Annotated in this window: 12 protein-coding genes, 2 tRNA genes, 3 rRNA genes and 1 pseudogene; 5 read left to right on the top strand and 13 right to left on the bottom strand. The window is 41.6% G+C overall.

What is annotated here, in order from left to right; translation table 11 throughout:
• Positions 1-106: 106 nt before the first annotated feature.
• Positions 107-862 carry a class I SAM-dependent methyltransferase gene (locus tag NYP54_RS07080; protein WP_283155917.1) on the top strand — a complete coding sequence of 252 codons (756 nt, stop codon included), beginning with the start codon at positions 107-109 and terminating at the stop codon, positions 860-862.
• Here the strand turns inward: NYP54_RS07080 and NYP54_RS07075 are convergent, their stop codons facing one another.
• The 3 genes from NYP54_RS07075 to ssb are packed head-to-tail and all read right to left on the bottom strand — an operon-like array spanning position 863 to position 2749.
• Positions 863-1591: an ester cyclase gene (locus NYP54_RS07075; protein ID WP_117003108.1), complete on the bottom strand. Its 729-nt coding sequence runs from the start codon at positions 1589-1591 to the stop codon at positions 863-865.
• Positions 1592-1607: 16 nt separating this feature from the next.
• A complete protein-coding gene (locus NYP54_RS07070; protein WP_283155916.1) occupies positions 1608-2210 on the bottom strand; it encodes a M15 family metallopeptidase in 603 nt (200 codons plus the stop codon).
• Positions 2211-2227: 17 nt separating this feature from the next.
• Positions 2228-2749 carry a single-stranded DNA-binding protein gene (ssb, locus tag NYP54_RS07065; protein WP_283155915.1) on the bottom strand — a complete coding sequence of 174 codons (522 nt, stop codon included), beginning with the start codon at positions 2747-2749 and terminating at the stop codon, positions 2228-2230.
• A gap of 266 nt (positions 2750-3015) precedes the next feature.
• Here ssb and NYP54_RS07060 point away from each other — a divergent pair, with 266 nt between their 5' ends.
• From NYP54_RS07060 to rimI, 4 genes are read left to right on the top strand one after another with little or no spacing between them, the layout of a single operon-like run.
• Positions 3016-3528, top strand: a complete 513-nt coding sequence (locus NYP54_RS07060) for a hypothetical protein (protein WP_117003111.1) — start codon at positions 3016-3018, stop codon at positions 3526-3528.
• Positions 3529-3531: 3 nt separating this feature from the next.
• Positions 3532-4791 carry an aminotransferase class I/II-fold pyridoxal phosphate-dependent enzyme gene (locus tag NYP54_RS07055; RefSeq protein ID WP_283155914.1) on the top strand — a complete coding sequence of 420 codons (1260 nt, stop codon included), beginning with the start codon at positions 3532-3534 and terminating at the stop codon, positions 4789-4791.
• 37 nt (positions 4792-4828) lie between these two features.
• Positions 4829-6310 carry a RimK family protein gene (locus NYP54_RS07050; RefSeq protein ID WP_283155913.1) on the top strand — a complete coding sequence of 494 codons (1482 nt, stop codon included), beginning with the start codon at positions 4829-4831 and terminating at the stop codon, positions 6308-6310.
• Complete coding sequence (rimI, locus tag NYP54_RS07045) at positions 6300-6746, top strand: ribosomal protein S18-alanine N-acetyltransferase (protein ID WP_283155912.1); 447 nt, start codon at positions 6300-6302, stop codon at positions 6744-6746. The genes NYP54_RS07050 and rimI overlap by 11 nt, the downstream gene beginning before the upstream one ends.
• Here the strand turns inward: rimI and NYP54_RS07040 are convergent.
• The 10 genes and pseudogenes from NYP54_RS07040 to NYP54_RS06995 form a co-directional block, all read right to left on the bottom strand.
• The gene (locus tag NYP54_RS07040) at positions 6733-7644 is read right to left on the bottom strand and encodes a Dyp-type peroxidase (protein WP_283155911.1); all 912 of its coding nucleotides are present in this window, start codon (positions 7642-7644) and stop codon (positions 6733-6735) included. The two genes, rimI and NYP54_RS07040, sit on opposite strands and share 14 nt — an antisense overlap.
• On the bottom strand, positions 7644-9137 hold the full coding sequence (gene glpK / locus NYP54_RS07035; protein ID WP_283155910.1) for a glycerol kinase GlpK: 1494 nt from the start codon (positions 9135-9137) through the stop codon (positions 7644-7646). Before glpK ends, NYP54_RS07040 begins: the two co-directional genes overlap by 1 nt.
• A 492-nt stretch (positions 9138-9629) precedes the next feature.
• Positions 9630-9744: ribosomal RNA gene (rrf, locus tag NYP54_RS07030) — 5S ribosomal RNA — on the bottom strand.
• A gap of 41 nt (positions 9745-9785) precedes the next feature.
• Positions 9786-13102: ribosomal RNA gene (locus NYP54_RS07025) — 23S ribosomal RNA — on the bottom strand.
• Positions 13103-13326: 224 nt separating this feature from the next.
• Positions 13327-13402 (bottom strand) — tRNA-Ala (locus NYP54_RS07020).
• Between the two features lie 140 nt (positions 13403-13542).
• Positions 13543-13619: transfer RNA gene (locus tag NYP54_RS07015), tRNA-Ile, on the bottom strand.
• Positions 13620-13698: 79 nt separating this feature from the next.
• Positions 13699-15352 (bottom strand): 16S ribosomal RNA (locus tag NYP54_RS07010).
• The 16S, 23S and 5S rRNA genes sit together here with 2 tRNA genes alongside, the layout of an rRNA operon.
• A 275-nt stretch (positions 15353-15627) precedes the next feature.
• Positions 15628-16644 (bottom strand): annotated as a pseudogene (gene ugpC / locus NYP54_RS07005) (sn-glycerol-3-phosphate ABC transporter ATP-binding protein UgpC); the annotation flags it as partial.
• A gap of 27 nt (positions 16645-16671) precedes the next feature.
• On the bottom strand, positions 16672-18057 hold the full coding sequence (locus NYP54_RS07000) for a hypothetical protein (RefSeq protein WP_283155909.1): 1386 nt from the start codon (positions 18055-18057) through the stop codon (positions 16672-16674).
• Between the two features lie 70 nt (positions 18058-18127).
• Complete coding sequence (locus NYP54_RS06995) at positions 18128-18736, bottom strand: extracellular solute-binding protein (RefSeq protein ID WP_283155908.1); 609 nt, start codon at positions 18734-18736, stop codon at positions 18128-18130.
• Positions 18737-18798 lie beyond the last annotated feature (62 nt).

Here is an 18798-nt window from a genome sequence, read left to right as displayed (position 1 = left end):
TGCGGTGGGGGCCGATTGTACAGCGCTTTTAAAGCCAAGGGGTAATACGCTTTAAAAGCCGCTCGTACATTTTTATAATCTAATAAACCACACAAAGAGTAAGACAATGGCAACCATACACACAGCAGAAGAGTACGCTAATATTTATAAAATCTTACAAAAACATGATAATTCCAAGAAAATCATAGACCATATCACCAAAGAAATTTTACCTACTATCAACTGCAATCGCTTTTTAGATATCGGAGCAGGTGAGGGAAAAATTACCAAAAAGATTTCGCCACACTTTAATAACACTCTAGCAATCGAACCTAACCCTACTTATGCAAGTTTATTAAAGTCAATTGATGACTTAACCGTGATCAATCAAACTTTTCAAGAAGTCAAATTATCTGAGCAGTATAACTTTATATTATGCTCTCACGTACTCTATCACGTCGATGAACAAGACTGGGAAACTTTTGCATTAAAGGCGTATACAGCACTCGCACCAGGAGGTGTGCTAATGTTTGTCGTGCCATCGAATAAGGGTGAACACTATGAAAAGTGTGTAAGTTACAACCCACAATATAAGTGTTATAAACTTCTTAAGGCAATTGCTAATAAACATAAGATTAACAATCATCTCGAGATAACTGATGCTTTTTACAATACAACAACCTTGGATGAAATGTATCAAATTTGTCGTTTTTCAATCCTAGAGGACAGCTTCACCTATGAGATGTATCAAGGCCTTCTACAAAAAGGGATTGAGCCATTCAATGTAGATGTTATGGATTATGCTAAGCGTAAATGTGTCGATGATAATCATTACTCACTAATCATTCACCCTGCCTTTATTAGCTTTCATAAACCCTTGTAATTATCGTAATAAACGCGCATAACGGCGCATATTCTGAAATAACCCATGGCTTTTAAACCATGCTTCAATATTCCCTGAAAAATGGCTGCGATAGAGCTCCTGAATATTACGAATATGTGTGCGCACTGTGCCAACTGAACACTGCAATATTCTGGCACTAACAACTGTACTATAGCCTTCAAAATACAAAGCCAGACATTTAATTTGCTGCTTTGTCAGATAAAGCCCTTGCGCGTTAATTAAAACATACAGCTTTGCCAACATCGCATAGCAACGGCTATTTGATTCGTTTAATGCCTCTAATGTTTTCGCCGCTGTTTTATCATCAGTGATCTGCGCAAAAACACCTGCCATATCAGGTGATAACGAATATTCTTTGATTTTATCCTCTTGCCAACGCAACATAATTGAAGCATTAAAAACAAACTTCTTACCTGTGGTTTCTATACCGCAAAACTCACCAATATGCTCACAGTTTTCAGAAAACTGTAATACAGTGGTATCGGCACAATGCGCTTGCTGCAAGAAATCCAATGATCTCACATCAATCGATTGAAAATAAAAAGAAAGATCCATCGCAATTTCATCACGCCCAAAAGCAATACCATAGTCAGTCAAAGCCAAACAATCGGGTGTTAGAAACTCACCCAATGCATTGTTATCACGCCCAATCAACAGAGCATCTAGGAATTCTTTTGTTTCATTAACCTTGTTATTACTCTTCGACATCCCTGTTCTCTTTTAATTACACAATATCAAAATCAAACATTTGATTAGCAAATGGCTCGTCAATCAATCTAAAATGCCACCATTCTGTCGCTATTGGTTCAAATCCAGCATTTAGCATCTCTTGACGCAATAACGCTCGGTTGGTAATCGCTTCTTTTGGGACTTTATCATTACCGGGGTGTGACAAAGGATCCATATAATCAAAGATCGTACCCATTTCAAGCGTTTGACCTTGTTGATTAATCAACGTTAAGTCAACGGTACTGCCACTGCAATGATTTGATGTTTTATTAAAATAGCCCTGTCCAAATAAATCTGCTTTGCTTAAGTTAGGATAATACTGACGCTGCGTATGATTATCGTGAGTGTCTTGAGCCCATTGCCAAAAATCATCAACGGCTTTAGCAGGACGATAAGCATCCCAAATCAATAGACTTAAATTATGCCTAGCAACACGTTGAGCCACCTGCTGCAATGCAGCGTAACAGACCTTCGTCATCAAGCATTTATTCGCATAATAGCCTGCTATACGCCTACCTACGATATTATCATCATAGCTATATTTAATATCCCAACGCATTGGATCCGATTGGGCTAACTCAATAAACTCACTATGCATAGGACAGCTACCGAATATTAGAAAGGAATATCGTCATCATCAAAGTCATTAAGCTGACTTAAATCTGGCTGCGCTTGAGGCTTGGCTTGCTGTGGTGCCTGATTGTATGCACCTGCTGCAGCTTGTGGTTGCGCGGATGGTTGGTTAAATTGCGGTTGCGAATAGCCTTGCTGAGGACTGCCTCCATTTTGCCCATCATTGCGCCCGCCCATTAACTGCATTTCAGTAGCAACAATCTCGGTTGTATAGCGCTCTTGACCATTTTGATCTTGCCATTTATTAGTGCGAATACGCCCTTCAATATATAGCAACGATCCTTTTTGCGTATATTGCGCAACCGTCTCAGCTTGCTTACCAAATACAACAACACGATGCCATTCTGTATTTTCAACAAACTGTCCAGTTTGACGATCTTTATAGCCATCATTGGTTGCTAATCGCAAGTTCGCCACCGACATACCACTTGGCATATAGCGCACCTCAGGATCTGCACCCAATCGTCCAAGCAAAATCACCTTATTTACTGTACCCTTAGCCATAAATCACCTTTTATTCTAAATTATTCTAATTTTTCAGTCTGAAATTCACCGACCTATAGTATCACAATGATCGCAGCGTTAACACGCTTAGCATGTAAGATTATTGACAAACTTAATCAATGCATAGACCTTGATGTCATGCGCTCTTTTAAGAAGCTGGCATATCATTTTTTATTACACAATACGCCATTTTGCCATAGTCCATTGCTTGCAAATCTGCTAATCTGAGTGACGTAAAACTGATAACAAATTGGAGTTAATCATTCATGAGTCGTTATGATAACATCAACATGGATAATTTATGGAATGAAGAACAAGATCATTTCAGTAATGAACAATATTATTCGCTGTTGATAGAACAATATAAAATCTACGTTGAGATGGCAGATCGTGCAAGCTTTCGTCGTGTGTCAATCAATCTATTTTTCCTTATTGCCAATATCGCCATCGTTGGCATTATGGCACTTGGCATTAGTCGATCAAGCACCGAGTTATCTCTTGGCTTATTGGTATTGCCTTTATTAGGCTTATTAGCCATTTGCTATTGCTGGTGGCGTGTTGTACGTTTTTATCGCCATACGGTTAATATCAAAGAACAAGTCATTGGCGCGCTTGAGAAACGCCTACCTTCCAGCCCAATTTTTTCTGCTGAGCGTGTTACTGCATTACAAAAAGGTTCTTTCACGCCACTTAAGCGTATCGAAACTTATATGCCCTTTGTATTCTTCTTACTATATATCGGCATCTATATCTATCTTTTGATTGCTTGGGGGAAATAACTAATGACCACGACTTTAATCAACGATGAACTAGCACAACTAAAGTCACGTTACCAATCTTTTGTTAATCAAGGTTTAAAGCTTGATATGACACGTGGAAAGCCATGTGTTGAGCAGCTTAATCTATCCGATGAGTTACTCAACAACTTAAATCATCAAGATGTCGTTGTTGCGCCTGATCATCGCAATTACAGCCCACCTGATTTACTTACAGGACTTCCCGCAATCAAGACACTTTTTGCCGATGTGCTTGGCATTGCTAGCGATCAAATAATTGTTGGTGGCAATTCATCGCTTAATTTGATGTATGACACAATTATCAAAGCGCTCATTCATAAACTGCCAAGTCAGACAAAAAGCTGGTCTGAACAAGGGAAAATCAAATTCTTGTGTCCAACACCAGGCTATGATCGTCACTTTGCCATTTGTGAGTCTTTTGGTATTGAGATGATCAATATACCTTTAACTGGCAATGGTCCGGATATGGATCAAGTGGAAAAACTCGTTGCTAATGACAGTAGCATCAAAGGCATGTGGTGTGTACCTAAGTACAGCAACCCAACAGGTGAAAGCTACAGTAACGATACGATCAAACGTCTTGCTGCGATGAAAACAGCTGCAAATGACTTTAGAATCTTCTGGGATAATGCCTATGCCGTGCATCACCTAGACATAGAAGATCAAGTGGAAATTCTTGATATTCTTAGCGAGTGTACCAAAGCTGGTAATGCTGATCGTGTATTTATGTTTGCCTCCACCTCAAAAATTACTTATGCCGGTGCTGGCATTGCCATCATTGCCGCTAATAAAGGCAACCATGACTGGCTAGTATCGCAACTAAAAGCACAAACCATTGGTCATGATAAAATTAATCAGCTACGCCACTTAAAGCTTCTTCCAAATAAAGATGTTTTTATGCAGCACATGGCAAAACATGCAGCCATTTTAAAACCTAAGTTTGACATTGTGAACGAAGTCCTGAGTGCTGAGCTTGGCACAAATGGGCAGTTTGCACAGTGGCACGAGCCTAAAGGTGGCTATTTCATTAGTTTTGATAGTCAACCAGGACTTGCCAAGAAAATTGTCAAAATGGCACAAGATGCAGGTGTTAAACTAACTAATGCAGGTGCCACTTATCCTTATGGCAAGGATCCACAAGATTGCAATATTCGTATTGCCCCTTCCCTGCCAACAGTCTCCGAGCTTAAAATCGCGACTGAAGTGTTAGCCATTGTTACCAAAATTGCGACACTAGAACATTAACATTACTTTACTCAAGCATCTTTGCTAAGGAAGCACTATGAAGGGTCTTAGAATACTCGTTGATCACCTTGATCTCTGGGCACCTTATTTTCCAACTGACAATCTACAAACCACTCAAGATTACTTAACAACAAAGCATCATCACAGTGCTTATTTGATTAATTTATCAGACGATACAAGTTATCTTGGTCAAGGTTATTATGCATCCCTACTTGCTGAAGCTAATGGCGATAAAGTCATACCAAGCGTTAGCACATTAAACAATCTTCAGCATCTTGGTGATTTATCATTTAGTCTTCTCAATATCCGACTGAATTCACAAGCTATTGATGTTTTAGAAGAGCTTAATCAAGACAACACAGTACATATCAAACTTTACTTTGGCACATCTGCTTACCCAGGGTTTGGTAAACTTGCGCGTAAAATTTTTGATATTTACAATGCTCCTCTCCTACAGATCGGTTTTATTAAAACTGCCAATATTTGGCAAATTCATAGTCTTACAACCATTTCCCTGCAAAGCTTAAATGATGCAGAGGAAACTTTTTTTGCAAATGCGCTGAGTGACTTTAGTACCAAAGTCTGGCGTAAGCCGCGCTCACAGAAGCAATATCGCTATGAAATGGCAATACTCGTTGATCCAGAAGAAGCACTGCCACCAAGTAATAATCAAGCGATTAAAAAATTTATTAAAGCAGGACGCGCACTAGGTGTTGATGTAGATCTCATCACCAAAGAAGATTATGCGCGCCTACCTGAATACGATGGCTTATTTATTCGCACTAACACCCAAATTAACCACTATAGTTATGCATTTGCTAAAAAGGCAGAGGAAAACAATCTTGTTGTCATGGATAGTACCCAAACCATTATGCGCTGTACTAACAAAGTATACTTGCACAATTTGATGGAAAAAAACCATATTACCATGCCTGAATCTTATTTTGTTTTCCGCCGCAATACCCCGCCAAACTGTGATGAATTAATTGAAAAATTAGGCTTGCCTATTGTGTTAAAAGTACCTGATGGTTCATTTTCAAAGGGTGTTAAAAAAGCCAAGACCAAAGAGGATCTCATTAGCGAACTAAATAATCTTTTATCTCAATCCTCGATTATTATTGCGCAAAAATATCATTACACAGATTACGACTGGCGTATTGGTGTTTTGAATAATAAACCACTGTATGCATGCAAATACTACATGGCACCAAACCATTGGCAGATTGTAAATCACGGCAAAAAGAATGTAACTGCAGGACCTGCTGAAGCATTTGGCATTCATCAAGTACCCAAAGATGTCATTAAAATAGCACTTAAGGCGTGCCGTTTGATTGGTCACGATCTTTATGGTGTTGATATCAAGATGATTGATGATAAACCTGCCATTATTGAAATTAATGACAACCCATCCATCGATCATCCATGGGAAGATGCTTATTTAAGTGATGAGCTTTATAGCAGAATCATGCTTGAATTTGTTAATCGTATGGAGCATAAGCGAGTTCACTATGACGATTAACATTCGTCTGGCGCAAACCAAAGATGTCCCTGCACTTATTGAGATTGAAAATGCTCTTTTTAACAGCGACAAACTAAGCAAAGCTCAATTTTATTACCATATTCGTTCATTAAAGAATGAACTTTTTGTTGCTTATGAGCATCACGAAATCACTGGATATATATTATTGTTTATACATCGTCATAGCGCACGCATCTACTCGCTTGCTGTTTCGCCGAACCATCAAGGCAAAGGCATAGCCCGCGAGCTCATGATACATACAATAAATCACTTAAACACCAACATTAGAACTATTTTTCTTGAAGTTAATACCAATAATTTAAAAGCTATTCATTTGTATCAGAAGCTAGGCTTTGGCGTTAGTAAAACCATACATAATTATTATGACAATGGTGATAGCGCTTATAGAATGAAGAAAGCGCTTACTCAAACTTAGGCAGAACCAACTTACCCTTAACAAAAGGTGGGCACCATAAAAATTGTGTTGATAATATCTTTGAGAACTTAAATAAGCCATCGACAACACCATCTTCTTCGCCTGTCATACGTAAGAACTGCGCTTCAAAAGGGTAAAAGCTTGTAGCAAAACACGAGAACATTAATCCGCCTTCGAGCTTATCATTAATCCATGGCATCGAGCGACGCCACATAAATGCTTCAGGTTCAAAACTCTCTTGCGCCGTACGTTTAACATGAGCAAATGGTTTATTATCTTCAAACTCACGATTATCATCCAAGCTTCGCCCAATAATCTCTTCCTTAGCTTGCTGACTTGCCTTATCAAGCCACTCAAAGTCATGCTGCCATTTTTGAATAGTCCAAAAACTAGAGCCATCCAAATGCTTATCATCACTTATAATAATAGCTGTATTAAATTGCTCATCATCTTTAGGGTTCTCGGTACCATCTTCAAAGCCAGATAAATCATGATCAACCATTTTGCCGTCTTCTACATAAGTTAAATAAGTGCAAGCACGTGAGATATCCGTACATTTAAAAGCATCACTTGCAATAGCAATCATTTGACGCGCCTTATGCATTAACATACCTTGATCATTATCTCTTAACCAAAGCACTAAGTCGCAATGTATTTTAGGCGCAAGCTTTTGCTGCTTTATTGTTGGTGTATATGCTTTGAAATCACTTTTTAGCTCCGCTTTGTGCATAAGCGCTTCACCCAAGCCAATCACAGTAGATTGACCATCAATCAGCTGACGTAAGGCTTGCATCACTTCATTTAATTTGCTTTTATTTTCTAACACAAAAAATAAATAAATTGCCGATGACGGTAAGTTTTCTAAAATGCCTTGTTGGTATTTTGGAATCTTGATCATTACTCTTCACTCCACCCTTTTGCTCTTGTCACGGCTTTATGCCAATAATTAGTATATTGTGTGCGTAGTTCGTTATTAAGTGAGCTTATAAACTCTTTTTCAACTGACCATAATGATTTTAACTCATTAACATCCGACCAATAACCGACAGCAAGACCTGCCAAATAAGCCGCACCTAATGCGGTTGTCTCTAAAACTTGCGGGCGAATAACCTTAGCGTTAAGCATATCCGCTTGAAATTGCATTAGAAAATTATTTGCCACAGCGCCTCCATCAACACGCATTTCAGTTAATGGGATATTAGTATCTGATATTTGTGAATTGACAATATCCACCACCTGATAAGCAATGCTCTCTAATGCCGCACGCGCAATATGCGCTTTAGAGCTGCCACGCGTTAAACCAAAGATCGAACCTCGTGCTGATTGGTCCCAATGCGGCGCACCCAGCCCTGCCATTGCAGGTACTAAATAAACACCACCATTATCGGCAACGGACAATGCAAGCTTTTCACTATCAGCGGCATTTTGCAAAATACCTAACTCATCTCTTAGCCACTGAATAACCGCACCCCCCATAAAAACACTTCCCTCTAGCGCATAGGTTGTTTTGCCGTTAAGTTGCCAAGCAATTGTCGTTAATAAGTTATTATTTGAGACTGCTGGGGTATCTCCTGTATTCATCATCATAAAACATCCCGTACCATAGGTAGTCTTTAACATCCCTGGTTCCGTACACATTTGACCAAATAGTGCTGCTTGTTGGTCCCCTGCCACACCCGCTATTGGAATTTTTGTTGCAAAAAGGGTCGTTGCTGTTTGTGAATACACTTCACTTGAGGATTTCACTTCAGGCATCATTTCCTTAGGAATATCAAACAGCTTTAATAAATCGTCATCCCATTGATTGCTATGAATATTATAAAGCATCGTGCGACTTGCATTACTTGCATCTGTTGCATGTAGACGTAAGTTAGTAAACTTAGCCATAAGCCAAGTATCCACCGTACCAAAGCATAATTTACCATGTCTGGCTTTTTCACGCGCACCATCAACATGATCAAGAATCCACTTGATCTTAGAGGCGCTGAAATAGGCATCAATCACCAATCCTGTCTTTTCTTGGATCATTTTGGCATGACCTTCAGCTTTTAATTTATTGCAGAAATCTGCTGTGCGTCTGTCCTGCCATACAATTGCATTATAAATTGGTTTGCCCGTGTCACGCTCCCAAACAACCGTTGTTTCACGCTGATTGGTAATGCCAATAGCGGCAATATTCTTACCGTTAATACCCGCTTTAGTGATTGCAGTAGCAGCAACTGCAGCTTGTGTACTCCAAATTTCCTTAGGGTCATGCTCAACCCAGCTAGGTTTTGGATAAATTTGTCTGAACTCTTGTTGTGCCATTTCAACCACTTGACCTTTTTGGTTAAATATAATCGCACGTGAACTCGTTGTACCTTGATCGAGTGTTAGAATATATTGCGACATCAATACGTCTCCTTATCATTAGCTCCGACGTTATCATATACGCTATAGCCGCTACGATACAATATAAACAATCTATTTTTAAAAGACATCCCTGAATGTAGTTAAAGTAATAGAAACAAAAAAGGCTCCCTAAGGAGCCTTTTGAATTTGTGTTGTGTTGCGATGTCCCATCGTCTTTCAATGTCGAATAATTTGGCGGTGTCCTACTTAACTTCAGGCGTCCTGCCTTACGCCATTACATGGTCAATGTCATGCTTCCATTGATCAAATTTGTTCCCAACAAATTTGTCACATGGCGAATGGTGAGACGGAAAAATCAAATAGTGCCAACTATTTGCCGTCGAACGCCACTTGTAACGGATTAGCAAGTGGCCGATTTGAAAAAATACAGGATGTATTTTTGATAAATACACTATCATCGACGTTATTCGGTTTTACTTCGTCAGTTCGGAAAAGCAAAAAGGCACCGATAGGTGCCTTTCTAAATAAAAAACCTGATGATGTTCTACTTTCACATGGCGAATGCCACACTATCATCGACGCTAACTGTTTTCACTTCTGAGTTCGGAATGGAATCAGGTGGTTCACAGTCGCTATCTTCATCAGGTAACTGTCAAGCTGAAAGCTCTAACAATCTATCATAGAGTAATAACCAAGTCTCTCGGGCAATTAGTACTGGTTAGCTTCATACATTACTGCACTTCTACAGCCAGCCTATCAACGTCGTAGTCTTCAACAACCCTTCTAGGGGATTTAATCCCGGGAGATCTCATCTTGAGGCTGGCTTCCCGCTTAGATGCTTTCAGCGGTTATCCATTCCGAACGTAGCTACTGGGCAATGCCTCTGGCGAGACAACCCAAACACCAGCGGTTCGTTCATTCCGGTCCTCTCGTACTAGGAACAAACCCTCTCAAATCTCCTACGCCCACGGCAGATAGGGACCGAACTGTCTCACGACGTTCTAAACCCAGCTCGCGTACCACTTTAAATGGCGAACAGCCATACCCTTGGGACCTGCTTCAGCCCCAGGATGTGATGAGCCGACATCGAGGTGCCAAACTCCTCCGTCGATATGAACTCTTGGGAGGAATCAGCCTGTTATCCCCGGAGTACCTTTTATCCGTTGAGCGATGGCCCTTCCATTCAGAACCACCGGATCACTAAGACCTACTTTCGTACCTGATCGAGCCGTCACTCTCTCAGTCAAGCGCACTTTTGCCTTTATACTCTTGGTGCGATTTCCGACCGCACCGAGTGCACCTTCGTACTCCTCCGTTACTCTTTGGGAGGAGACCGCCCCAGTCAAACTACCCACCATACACTGTCCTCGGCTTAAGCCTGAGTTAGAACTCCAAAAATATCAGGGTGGTATTTCAACGGCGACTCCTTCAGAACTAGCGCCCTGATCTCACAGTCTCCCACCTATCCTACACAAATATTTTCAAAGTCCAGTGCAAAGCTATAGTAAAGGTTCACGGGGTCTTTCCGTCTAACCGCGGGTACGCAGCATCTTCACTGCGATTTCAATTTCACTGAGTCCCAGATGGAGACAGTGTGGCCATCGTTACGCCATTCGTGCAGGTCGGAACTTACCCGACAAGGAATTTCGCTACCTTAGGACCGTTATAGTTACGGCCGCCGTTTACCGGGGCTTCGATCCAGAGCTTCGCTTGCGCTAACCCCTTCAATTAACCTTCCGGCACCGGGCAGGCGTCACACCCTATACTTCCTCTTTCGAGTTCGCAGAGTGCTGTGTTTTTAGTAAACAGTCGCAGCCACCTGGTATCTGCAACCCCTTCAAGCTCCAGACGTGCGTCCTTCACCCTAATGGGGCACACCTTCTCCCGAAGTTACGGTGTCATTTTGCCTAGTTCCTTCACCTGGGTTCTCTCATCGCCTTGGTATTCTCTACCCACCCACCAGTGTCGGTTTACAGTACGGTCAATCATAATCTATGCTTAGAAGGTTTTCCTGGAAGCAGAGCATCAATCTCTTCGTCAAGCAAGCTCGACTTCGTCTCACGCCTCAGATCAACATATGTCCGGATTTACCTAAACATACTACCTACACGCTTTCACCCGGACAACCATCCGCCGGGCAGACCTAGCTTTCTCCGTCTCTCCATCGCAATTACAATCGGTACAGGAATATTAACCTGTTTCCCATCGACTACTCCCTTCGGATTCGCCTTAGGGGCCGACTTACCCTACGTTGATTAACATTGCGTAGGAAACCTTGGGTTTTCGGCCAATAAGAATCTCACTTATTTATCGTTACTCATGTCAGCATTCGCACTTCTGATATCTCCAGCAAACTTCTCAATTCACCTTCTTCAACTTACAGAACGCTCCCCTACCACTCAGAGGACAGATGACAGATGACTGAAAACAGATAAATCAAAACTACATCCACTTCTTATGAAGACCACTTAACATCTTTGCTATATCTCGATACTCATCGCTAAATCTTTCCCAATCAGACTTAGTAATATAATCCAGATCGTAACAATATCTTATCCATACTCGCATCTCTTCAGCCGATCCAATCGCTATTGCCAAATAGCGTTTAAAATCAACCTTGGATATACTTTGCTTACCAAATCCTTCCGCAATATTTGCGCAAATTGACTTGCTCGCTCGCCTTACTTGATCCGCCAGAGCATATTGCTCAACTTTCGGCATCTCCAAGCTTAACTTATGTATTTCCAATGAAACTTTATATGCTTTCTGAAAAACCATTAAGTCTTCAAACTTTTCTATAGATTTCATTATTCTGTCCTCTGTCTTCTGTTTTCTGTCCTCTGAATCCGCAGCTTCGGTGTATCGCTTAGCCCCGTTAAATCTTTCGCGCAAGCCGACTCGACCAGTGAGCTATTACGCTTTCTTTAAAGGGTGGCTGCTTCTAAGCCAACCTCCTGGCTGTCTATGCCTTCTCACATCGTTTACCACTTAGCGATAACTTGGGGACCTTAGCTGGCGGTCTGGGCTCTTTCCCTCTCCACGACGGACCTTAGCACCCGCCGTGTGTCTCCTGTGATTAAACTTCGTCGTATTCTAAGTTTGCATCGAGTCGGTAAGGTCGCAAAACCCCCCTAGTCGAAACAGTGCTTTACCCCAACGAGTTATTCACAAGGCACTACCTAAATAGTTTTCGGGGAGAACCAGCTATCTCCGCGCTTGATTAGCCTTTCACTCCGATCCACAACTCATCCCATAATTTTGCAACATTACCGGGTTCGGTCCTCCAGTTGGTGTTACCCAACCTTCAACCTGGTCATGGATAGATCGCGTCGGTTTCGGGTCTACTCCTAGCGACTAATCGCTCTATTAAAACTCGCTTTCGCTACGGATCCCTTATTCAGTTATCCTCGCCACTAAAAGTAACTCGCTGACCCATTATACAAAAGGTACGCAGTCACATGTCTATACATGCTCCCACTGCTTGTACGCAAACGGTTTCAGGTTCTATTTCACTCCCCTTATCGGGGTTCTTTTCGCCTTTCCCTCACGGTACTGGTTCACTATCGGTCAGTCAGTAGTATTTAGCCTTGGAGGATGGTCCCCCCATCTTCAAACAGGATTTCACGTGTCCCGCCCTACTTATTCGCATACCTAGTTCCACTCATAAATTTTCGTCTACAGGGCTATCACCTGCTATGGCCATCCTTCCCAGAATGTTCAACTAATCTATGTGCTAAAATATGCCAGGCTCTTCCCCGTTCGCTCGCCGCTACTGAGGGAATCTCGGTTGATTTCTTTTCCTGTGGGTACTTAGATGTTTCAGTTCCCCACGTTCGCCTCTTAACCTAAGTTAAGATAGTTATCAAAGATAACTGGGTTTCCCCATTCAGACATCTCCGGATCAATGTTTATTTGCCAACTCCCCGAAGCTTTTCGCAGGCTATCACGTCTTTCATCGCCTCTGACTGCCAAGGCATCCGCCGTTTGCGCTTATTCTCTTGGTCATTACTCTATAATAAATTGTTAAAGATCTCTTCTTGTGCTCAAGACATTCACCTGACCTGCGTTGCTTCAAATCATTCAAGCAATCATTTATTTTTATAAACTCTTGCTTTCATTCTTCTCGCGCCTTGATCAGATAAATCTCTTTAGCACAATATAATAATTAAAATTAAGTTAAATCAAATCAAAGCATTCTTTGAACCTTAATTAAATATCGATGCGTAGATGGTGGAGCCAAGGAGGATCGAACTCCTGACCTCCTGCGTGCAAAGCAGGCGCTCTCCCAGCTGAGCTATGGCCCCTTTTCTGAAAACTGAAGACTGATGACTGAGGACAGATAATCGTATCGCTTCGCGATGATCTATTTAAAATAAATCCATCAAGTTTGCTTGATCCAAATTCTGTCTTCTGTCTTCTGCCTTCTGTTCTCTGTCTTCTGAATTGGTGGGTCTGAGTAGACTTGAACTACCGACCTCACCCTTATCAGGGGTGCGCTCTAACCAGCTGAGCTACAGACCCAATCTACTGAAAAAACATCAATTGTAAACACTTAAACACTTCTTGCTATTCTCTTAATATCTTTGTACCTAAGTACCTTTAAGGAGGTGATCCAGCCGCAGGTTCCCCTACGGCTACCTTGTTACGACTTCACCCCAGTCATGAATCACAAAGTGGTAAACGTCCTCCTTACGGTTAGACTATCTACTTCTTTTGCAACCCACTCCCATGGTGTGACGGGCGGTGTGTACAAGACCCGGGAACGTATTCACCGCGGCATTCTGATCCGCGATTACTAGCGATTCCGACTTCATGCTCTCGAGTTGCAGAGAGCAATCCGGACTACGAACACCTTTCTGAGTTTCGCTCCACCTCGCAGCTTCGCTTCCCTCTGTAATGCCCATTGTAGCACGTGTGTAGCCCTGCCCGTAAGGGCCATGATGACTTGACGTCGTCCCCACCTTCCTCCGCCTTATCAGCGGCAGTCTCTCTAGAGTGCCCAACTTAATGATGGCAACTAAAAATAAGGGTTGCGCTCGTTGCGGGACTTAACCCAACATTTCACAACACGAGCTGACGACAGCCATGCAGCACCTGTCTCATAGTTCCCGAAGGCACAATCCAATCTCTCAGATCTTCTATGGATGTCAAGGGCAGGTAAGGTTCTTCGCGTTGCATCGAATTAAACCACATGCTCCACCGCTTGTGCGGGTCCCCGTCAATTCCTTTGAGTTTTAACCTTGCGGCCGTAGTCCCCAGGCGGAGTACTTATCGCGTTAGCTGCGCCACTAAGTCTTTTACACCAGACCCAACAGCTAGTACTCATCGTTTACAGCGTGGACTACCAGGGTATCTAATCCTGTTTGCTACCCACGCTTTCGTCCCTCAGTGTCAGTTTAACCCCAGATTGTTGCCTTCGCCATTGATGTTCCTTCCGATCTCTACGCATTTCACCGCTACACCGGAAATTCCCCAATCCTCTAGTAAACTCTAGTTAAACAGTATCAAATGCAGTTCCCAGGTTGAGCCCAGGGCTTTCACATCTGACTTATCTAACCACCTACGAACCCTTTACGCCCAGTAATTCCGATTAACGCTCGCACCCTCCGTATTACCGCGGCTGCTGGCACGGAGTTAGCCGGTGCTTATTCTTTAGGTAACGTCAAATTATCTAGCTCTTAACCTGATAACCTTCCTCCCTAACTAAAGTGCTTTACAACCCTAAGGCCTTCTTCACACACGTGGTATTGCTGGATCAGGGTTGCCCCCATTGTCCAATATTCCCCACTGCTGCCTCCCGTAGGAGTCTGGGCCGTGTCTCAGTCCCAGTGTGGCTGATCTTCCTCTCAGAACAGCTATGGATCATCGCCTTGGTGAGCCTTTACCTCACCAACTAGCTAATCCAACGCAGGCTCATCGTACAGCGACTGCCTAAGCAACCTTTGACCCGAAGGTATCATGCGGTATTAGCAGTCGTTTCCAACTGTTGTCCCCCACTGTACGGCAGATTCCTACGCGTTACTCACCCGTCCGCCACTAGCCAGAAGACAGATAACAGAAGACTGAAGACAGTAGTCGAATCGCCTATGCGATAAATTAATTTAAACATCTAAATTTAAAATAATCCATGCAGCTTGCTGCATTCAACCATCTGTACTCTGTCATCTGTATTCTGTCTTCCGAACCCGTTCGACTTGCATGTGTTAAGCATACCACCAGCGTTCAATCTGAGCCAGGATCAAACTCTTCAGTTTAAATCCTTAGATCATCAATTCCCGTCCTAAAACAAGAATTAACAATCCGCAAAAATTTTTGCTCAAAGTATTTAAGTATCTACATTTTATATCTCTTTAAACATCTCTCAAACCTTGCTACCAAGGCGTTTCTCGCGAACATTCTCGCTGAGAACGAGGTGCCATTATACACACCAATTCTCACCCCGCAACCCCTTTTTTCATCTTTTTTAACTTTTACAGCTTTTTATTGAGTTTTGACTGAAAAGCGACCTGAAAAGCAGCTGATGCGATGATTATTCAACCAACTCTACAGTTCTATCTAAGGCGATACGTTTCGTTGTCTTTCGATCAAAAGCATGAAGATGCTCTTTTTTAACATGTAAATGTACAGCTTGACCAATATCACCTTGCCAGTAACCATCAATTCTAACTGTGATTTTTGCGTCACTGTTTTGCACACAACCATAAATAAGGGTCTCGCCACCGAGGTGTTCAATCATATCTACAATCACACTAAGATCAATATCGTCATTTAGCTCTTTTAATACAATATGCTCTGGGCGAATACCAATAATAATTTCACGACCTAAATGATTATCTTCTTTTAATAATAAAGGTAACACACCGCCATCATCTAACATAATACCTTGCTCAGTAACCTTGGCATTTAGGAAATTCACTGCTGGCGCACCAATAAAGCCTGCGACAAATGTGCTTCGTGGTTTTTGATAAATTTCTTTGGGTGTTGCAAACTGTTCTATATAGCCGTTGTTTAGCACCACAATACGATCTGCCATCGTCATCGCTTCAACTTGATCATGCGTCACATATAAACTGGTAATCCTTAGTCGCTGCTGCAGACGTTTAATCTCTAGACGCATTTCTACTCTTAGCTTGGCATCAAGGTTAGATAACGGCTCGTCAAATAAAAACAACTTTGGATTACGGATAATCGCGCGCCCCATTGCCACACGCTGGCGTTGACCACCTGATAGCGCACCAGGCTTGCGATCAAGCAAATGATCAATTTTTAAAAGCTTGGCAATTTCTTCAACTCGTTTGTGGATTTCTGCTTTGGCTGTCTTTCTTACTTTTAAACCATACGCAATATTATTAAAAACACTCATATGCGGATAAAGTGCATAATTTTGGAATACCATTGCAATATCACGATCTTTTGGCTCTTTATGTGTAATATCATTACCACACAAGCTGATTTTTCCTGAAGATGTATTCTCAAGCCCTGCAACCATTCTTAGTAACGTTGACTTACCACAACCTGATTCACCAACAATCACAATAAACTCACCGGGGGCGCATTCGCGATTTGTGGGTAATTATGAAGCCATTGCTAACCCGCCTGCATAAGCCATTCTTTCAATATCTTCCCATCGCCCAGCCTTGTAAAAAGACCGTATGAATAACATATCATTAGCGCTGTCCTCTTTCCAATAAATGGAGTTACCTTTCATTTTGAGATTAACAACTCTTCTGACGCCGCTCTCAATAGCACCACTGCCTTGAGGCAAACCATGATCCTTGCATGTTTTATAGATTAAACGATCGGCGTTATTAATAAAGTAACCTTTCTCTGACTTAACCAGCTTCCCTTTTTTATACTTACTATCCAGCTTGATTTTTGCAATAAACTCATCAACTTTACCGGCATGCAAAAGCTCCTTGCACGACCTTGCCCACTTACCCTGATCACTTTTACTTTTATAAAGTTGCTTAGCTAAAGCATTTAAATGCTCCATCGCATGATAATAGTCAAGAACTTGATATACCTTGATGTCAGATCGTAATATCATCGTTTCAAGAAGTTGATTAATACGCTTCCAAATCCAAGGGGCTCCGTCAGCAACAAAAACAAGATTATTCACTGTGTTTAAATCAAGCCCAGCTAAGTAGTTTTTGAGTAAATTAAACACCCTCTGAGGACTACCGATGATGCCATCAATAATCGGTAACTCCTTCTTAATCTTATTACCTCCCTCATCAACCACGTAAATAACAAACAACTTAACTTCTCGCCACTGCCCTTTAAATCTATTACGTTTCTTAGCTGTCTTTGGACCTCGCTTTTTACTTCGTATTCTAATGCGATCGCCATCTATCGATACAACGATTGTGTTGGTGTTGTTAAATCCAGATAAATACTTTTCAGCTGATTGACTTAGGCGTGCTAATTTACTGATATGTTTACTGATCTTAACAATTGACGCCACTGACAAATGAATATTGACTTTAGCAAGATGCTTTTTGACTTCATCATATGAGCTTAATGCAGCTGAAAGCATCGCAATATAAGTGCTTAAACCATTGGATATAGCATGGTGAATACCCAGTAATTGCAAGCCTGGCTTACAGCCCGTACCTTTGCCTTTATTTGTTCCTTTGAAAAGATAGTAAGGCATATAAATATCAAAACGGTTACCATTGCGATACATCACATTAGTCGCTCTATAGTCTTTGAAAATGTAGCGCCTGCCCGTAGCATCTAACTGTGCTTTTTCATCTTTTTTAAATGAGTCACTGAGCACTTTCTCTTGGTGACTTAATGCTGCGTATAAGTCGGAGAGTTTGCTTGATAGATCTTGTGCATGCTCAATACGATCTTTATCAAGCTTATTTTCCGTAACGGTGTTAAGTTTAGATAGCTCTACTATCGTATTTGATATCTCATTCTGAATCGTTTCTAGGTTTTGCTCAGCTAAATTCATCCATAACTTGCTTATGTTTTAAAGGCAGTAGGGTATTTGTACATAAAGATCGCATTCAGTTCAAGTTAAACTACAGCTGATTTACCCACAAATCGCGAATGCGCCCTTTTTCTCCTACTTTAGTCAACTCTTGCCAAGTAACCGGAGGGTGCGTGACACCCGCTTTAGCCAAAGCCTTTTTGTTATAAAAAAGCACGGGTGAAGAACTATTAAAAGGAAAACCAGCAAGCTTACCATCAACACTATAGTAACCACTGACCGCGGGCCAAAAATCACTTTGATCAATCGTAATACCCGTCATTTTCTCAAGCTCATATAGGGGGATAATTGCACCATTTGAGTAAATCATCATCGCCGTACCGATCTCATAAGACACCAACATATTTGGCTGTGTGCTTGAGCGATAAGCTGTTGCCGCTGCGGTTAATGAGTTTTGATAATTGGATTTATTAACCGCCTCAACATAATACTTATGCTGACTTTGATTATACTCATTGACAATTTTATCTAAAGCATAATTAAGCGATCCACCAAATGAATGCCATAACACCAGATGAACCCTGCCATCTTGCTGCTTTTTTCCCTCAAAAACCGCCTTAGCTTTCTGCCAAAAATCACCAGCAAAAGCCTGTGATAACAACCCACAGACAAGCGCCATAACTACGCACAGATAGCGCATTTAAACTCCCTCTCTTTTATTTTGAATACCAAATGATTAGTGAAACATGTTACAAAATTATG

It is taken from the genome of Cysteiniphilum sp. QT6929, from assembly GCF_030035755.1.
Lineage (GTDB): Bacteria > Pseudomonadota > Gammaproteobacteria > Francisellales > Francisellaceae > Caedibacter > Caedibacter litoralis.
This window is presented reverse-complemented; position numbering and strand designations above follow the sequence as displayed.

What these genes read in the sequence shown, in the direction of transcription:
- NYP54_RS07080 (WP_283155917.1), top strand. Translation starts at nt 107, where the DNA reads ATGGCAACCATACACACAGCAGAAGAGTACGCTAATATTTATAAAATC.
- NYP54_RS07075 (WP_117003108.1), bottom strand. Translation starts at nt 1,591, where the DNA reads ATGTCGAAGAGTAATAACAAGGTTAATGAAACAAAAGAATTCCTAGAT.
- NYP54_RS07070 (WP_283155916.1), bottom strand. Translation starts at nt 2,210, where the DNA reads ATGCATAGTGAGTTTATTGAGTTAGCCCAATCGGATCCAATGCGTTGG.
- ssb (WP_283155915.1), bottom strand. Translation starts at nt 2,749, where the DNA reads ATGGCTAAGGGTACAGTAAATAAGGTGATTTTGCTTGGACGATTGGGT.
- NYP54_RS07060 (WP_117003111.1), top strand. Translation starts at nt 3,016, where the DNA reads ATGAGTCGTTATGATAACATCAACATGGATAATTTATGGAATGAAGAA.
- NYP54_RS07055 (WP_283155914.1), top strand. Translation starts at nt 3,532, where the DNA reads ATGACCACGACTTTAATCAACGATGAACTAGCACAACTAAAGTCACGT.
- NYP54_RS07050 (WP_283155913.1), top strand. Translation starts at nt 4,829, where the DNA reads ATGAAGGGTCTTAGAATACTCGTTGATCACCTTGATCTCTGGGCACCT.
- rimI (WP_283155912.1), top strand. Translation starts at nt 6,300, where the DNA reads ATGACGATTAACATTCGTCTGGCGCAAACCAAAGATGTCCCTGCACTT.
- NYP54_RS07040 (WP_283155911.1), bottom strand. Translation starts at nt 7,644, where the DNA reads ATGATCAAGATTCCAAAATACCAACAAGGCATTTTAGAAAACTTACCG.
- glpK (WP_283155910.1), bottom strand. Translation starts at nt 9,137, where the DNA reads ATGTCGCAATATATTCTAACACTCGATCAAGGTACAACGAGTTCACGT.
- NYP54_RS07000 (WP_283155909.1), bottom strand. Translation starts at nt 18,057, where the DNA reads ATGAATTTAGCTGAGCAAAACCTAGAAACGATTCAGAATGAGATATCA.
- NYP54_RS06995 (WP_283155908.1), bottom strand. Translation starts at nt 18,736, where the DNA reads ATGCGCTATCTGTGCGTAGTTATGGCGCTTGTCTGTGGGTTGTTATCA.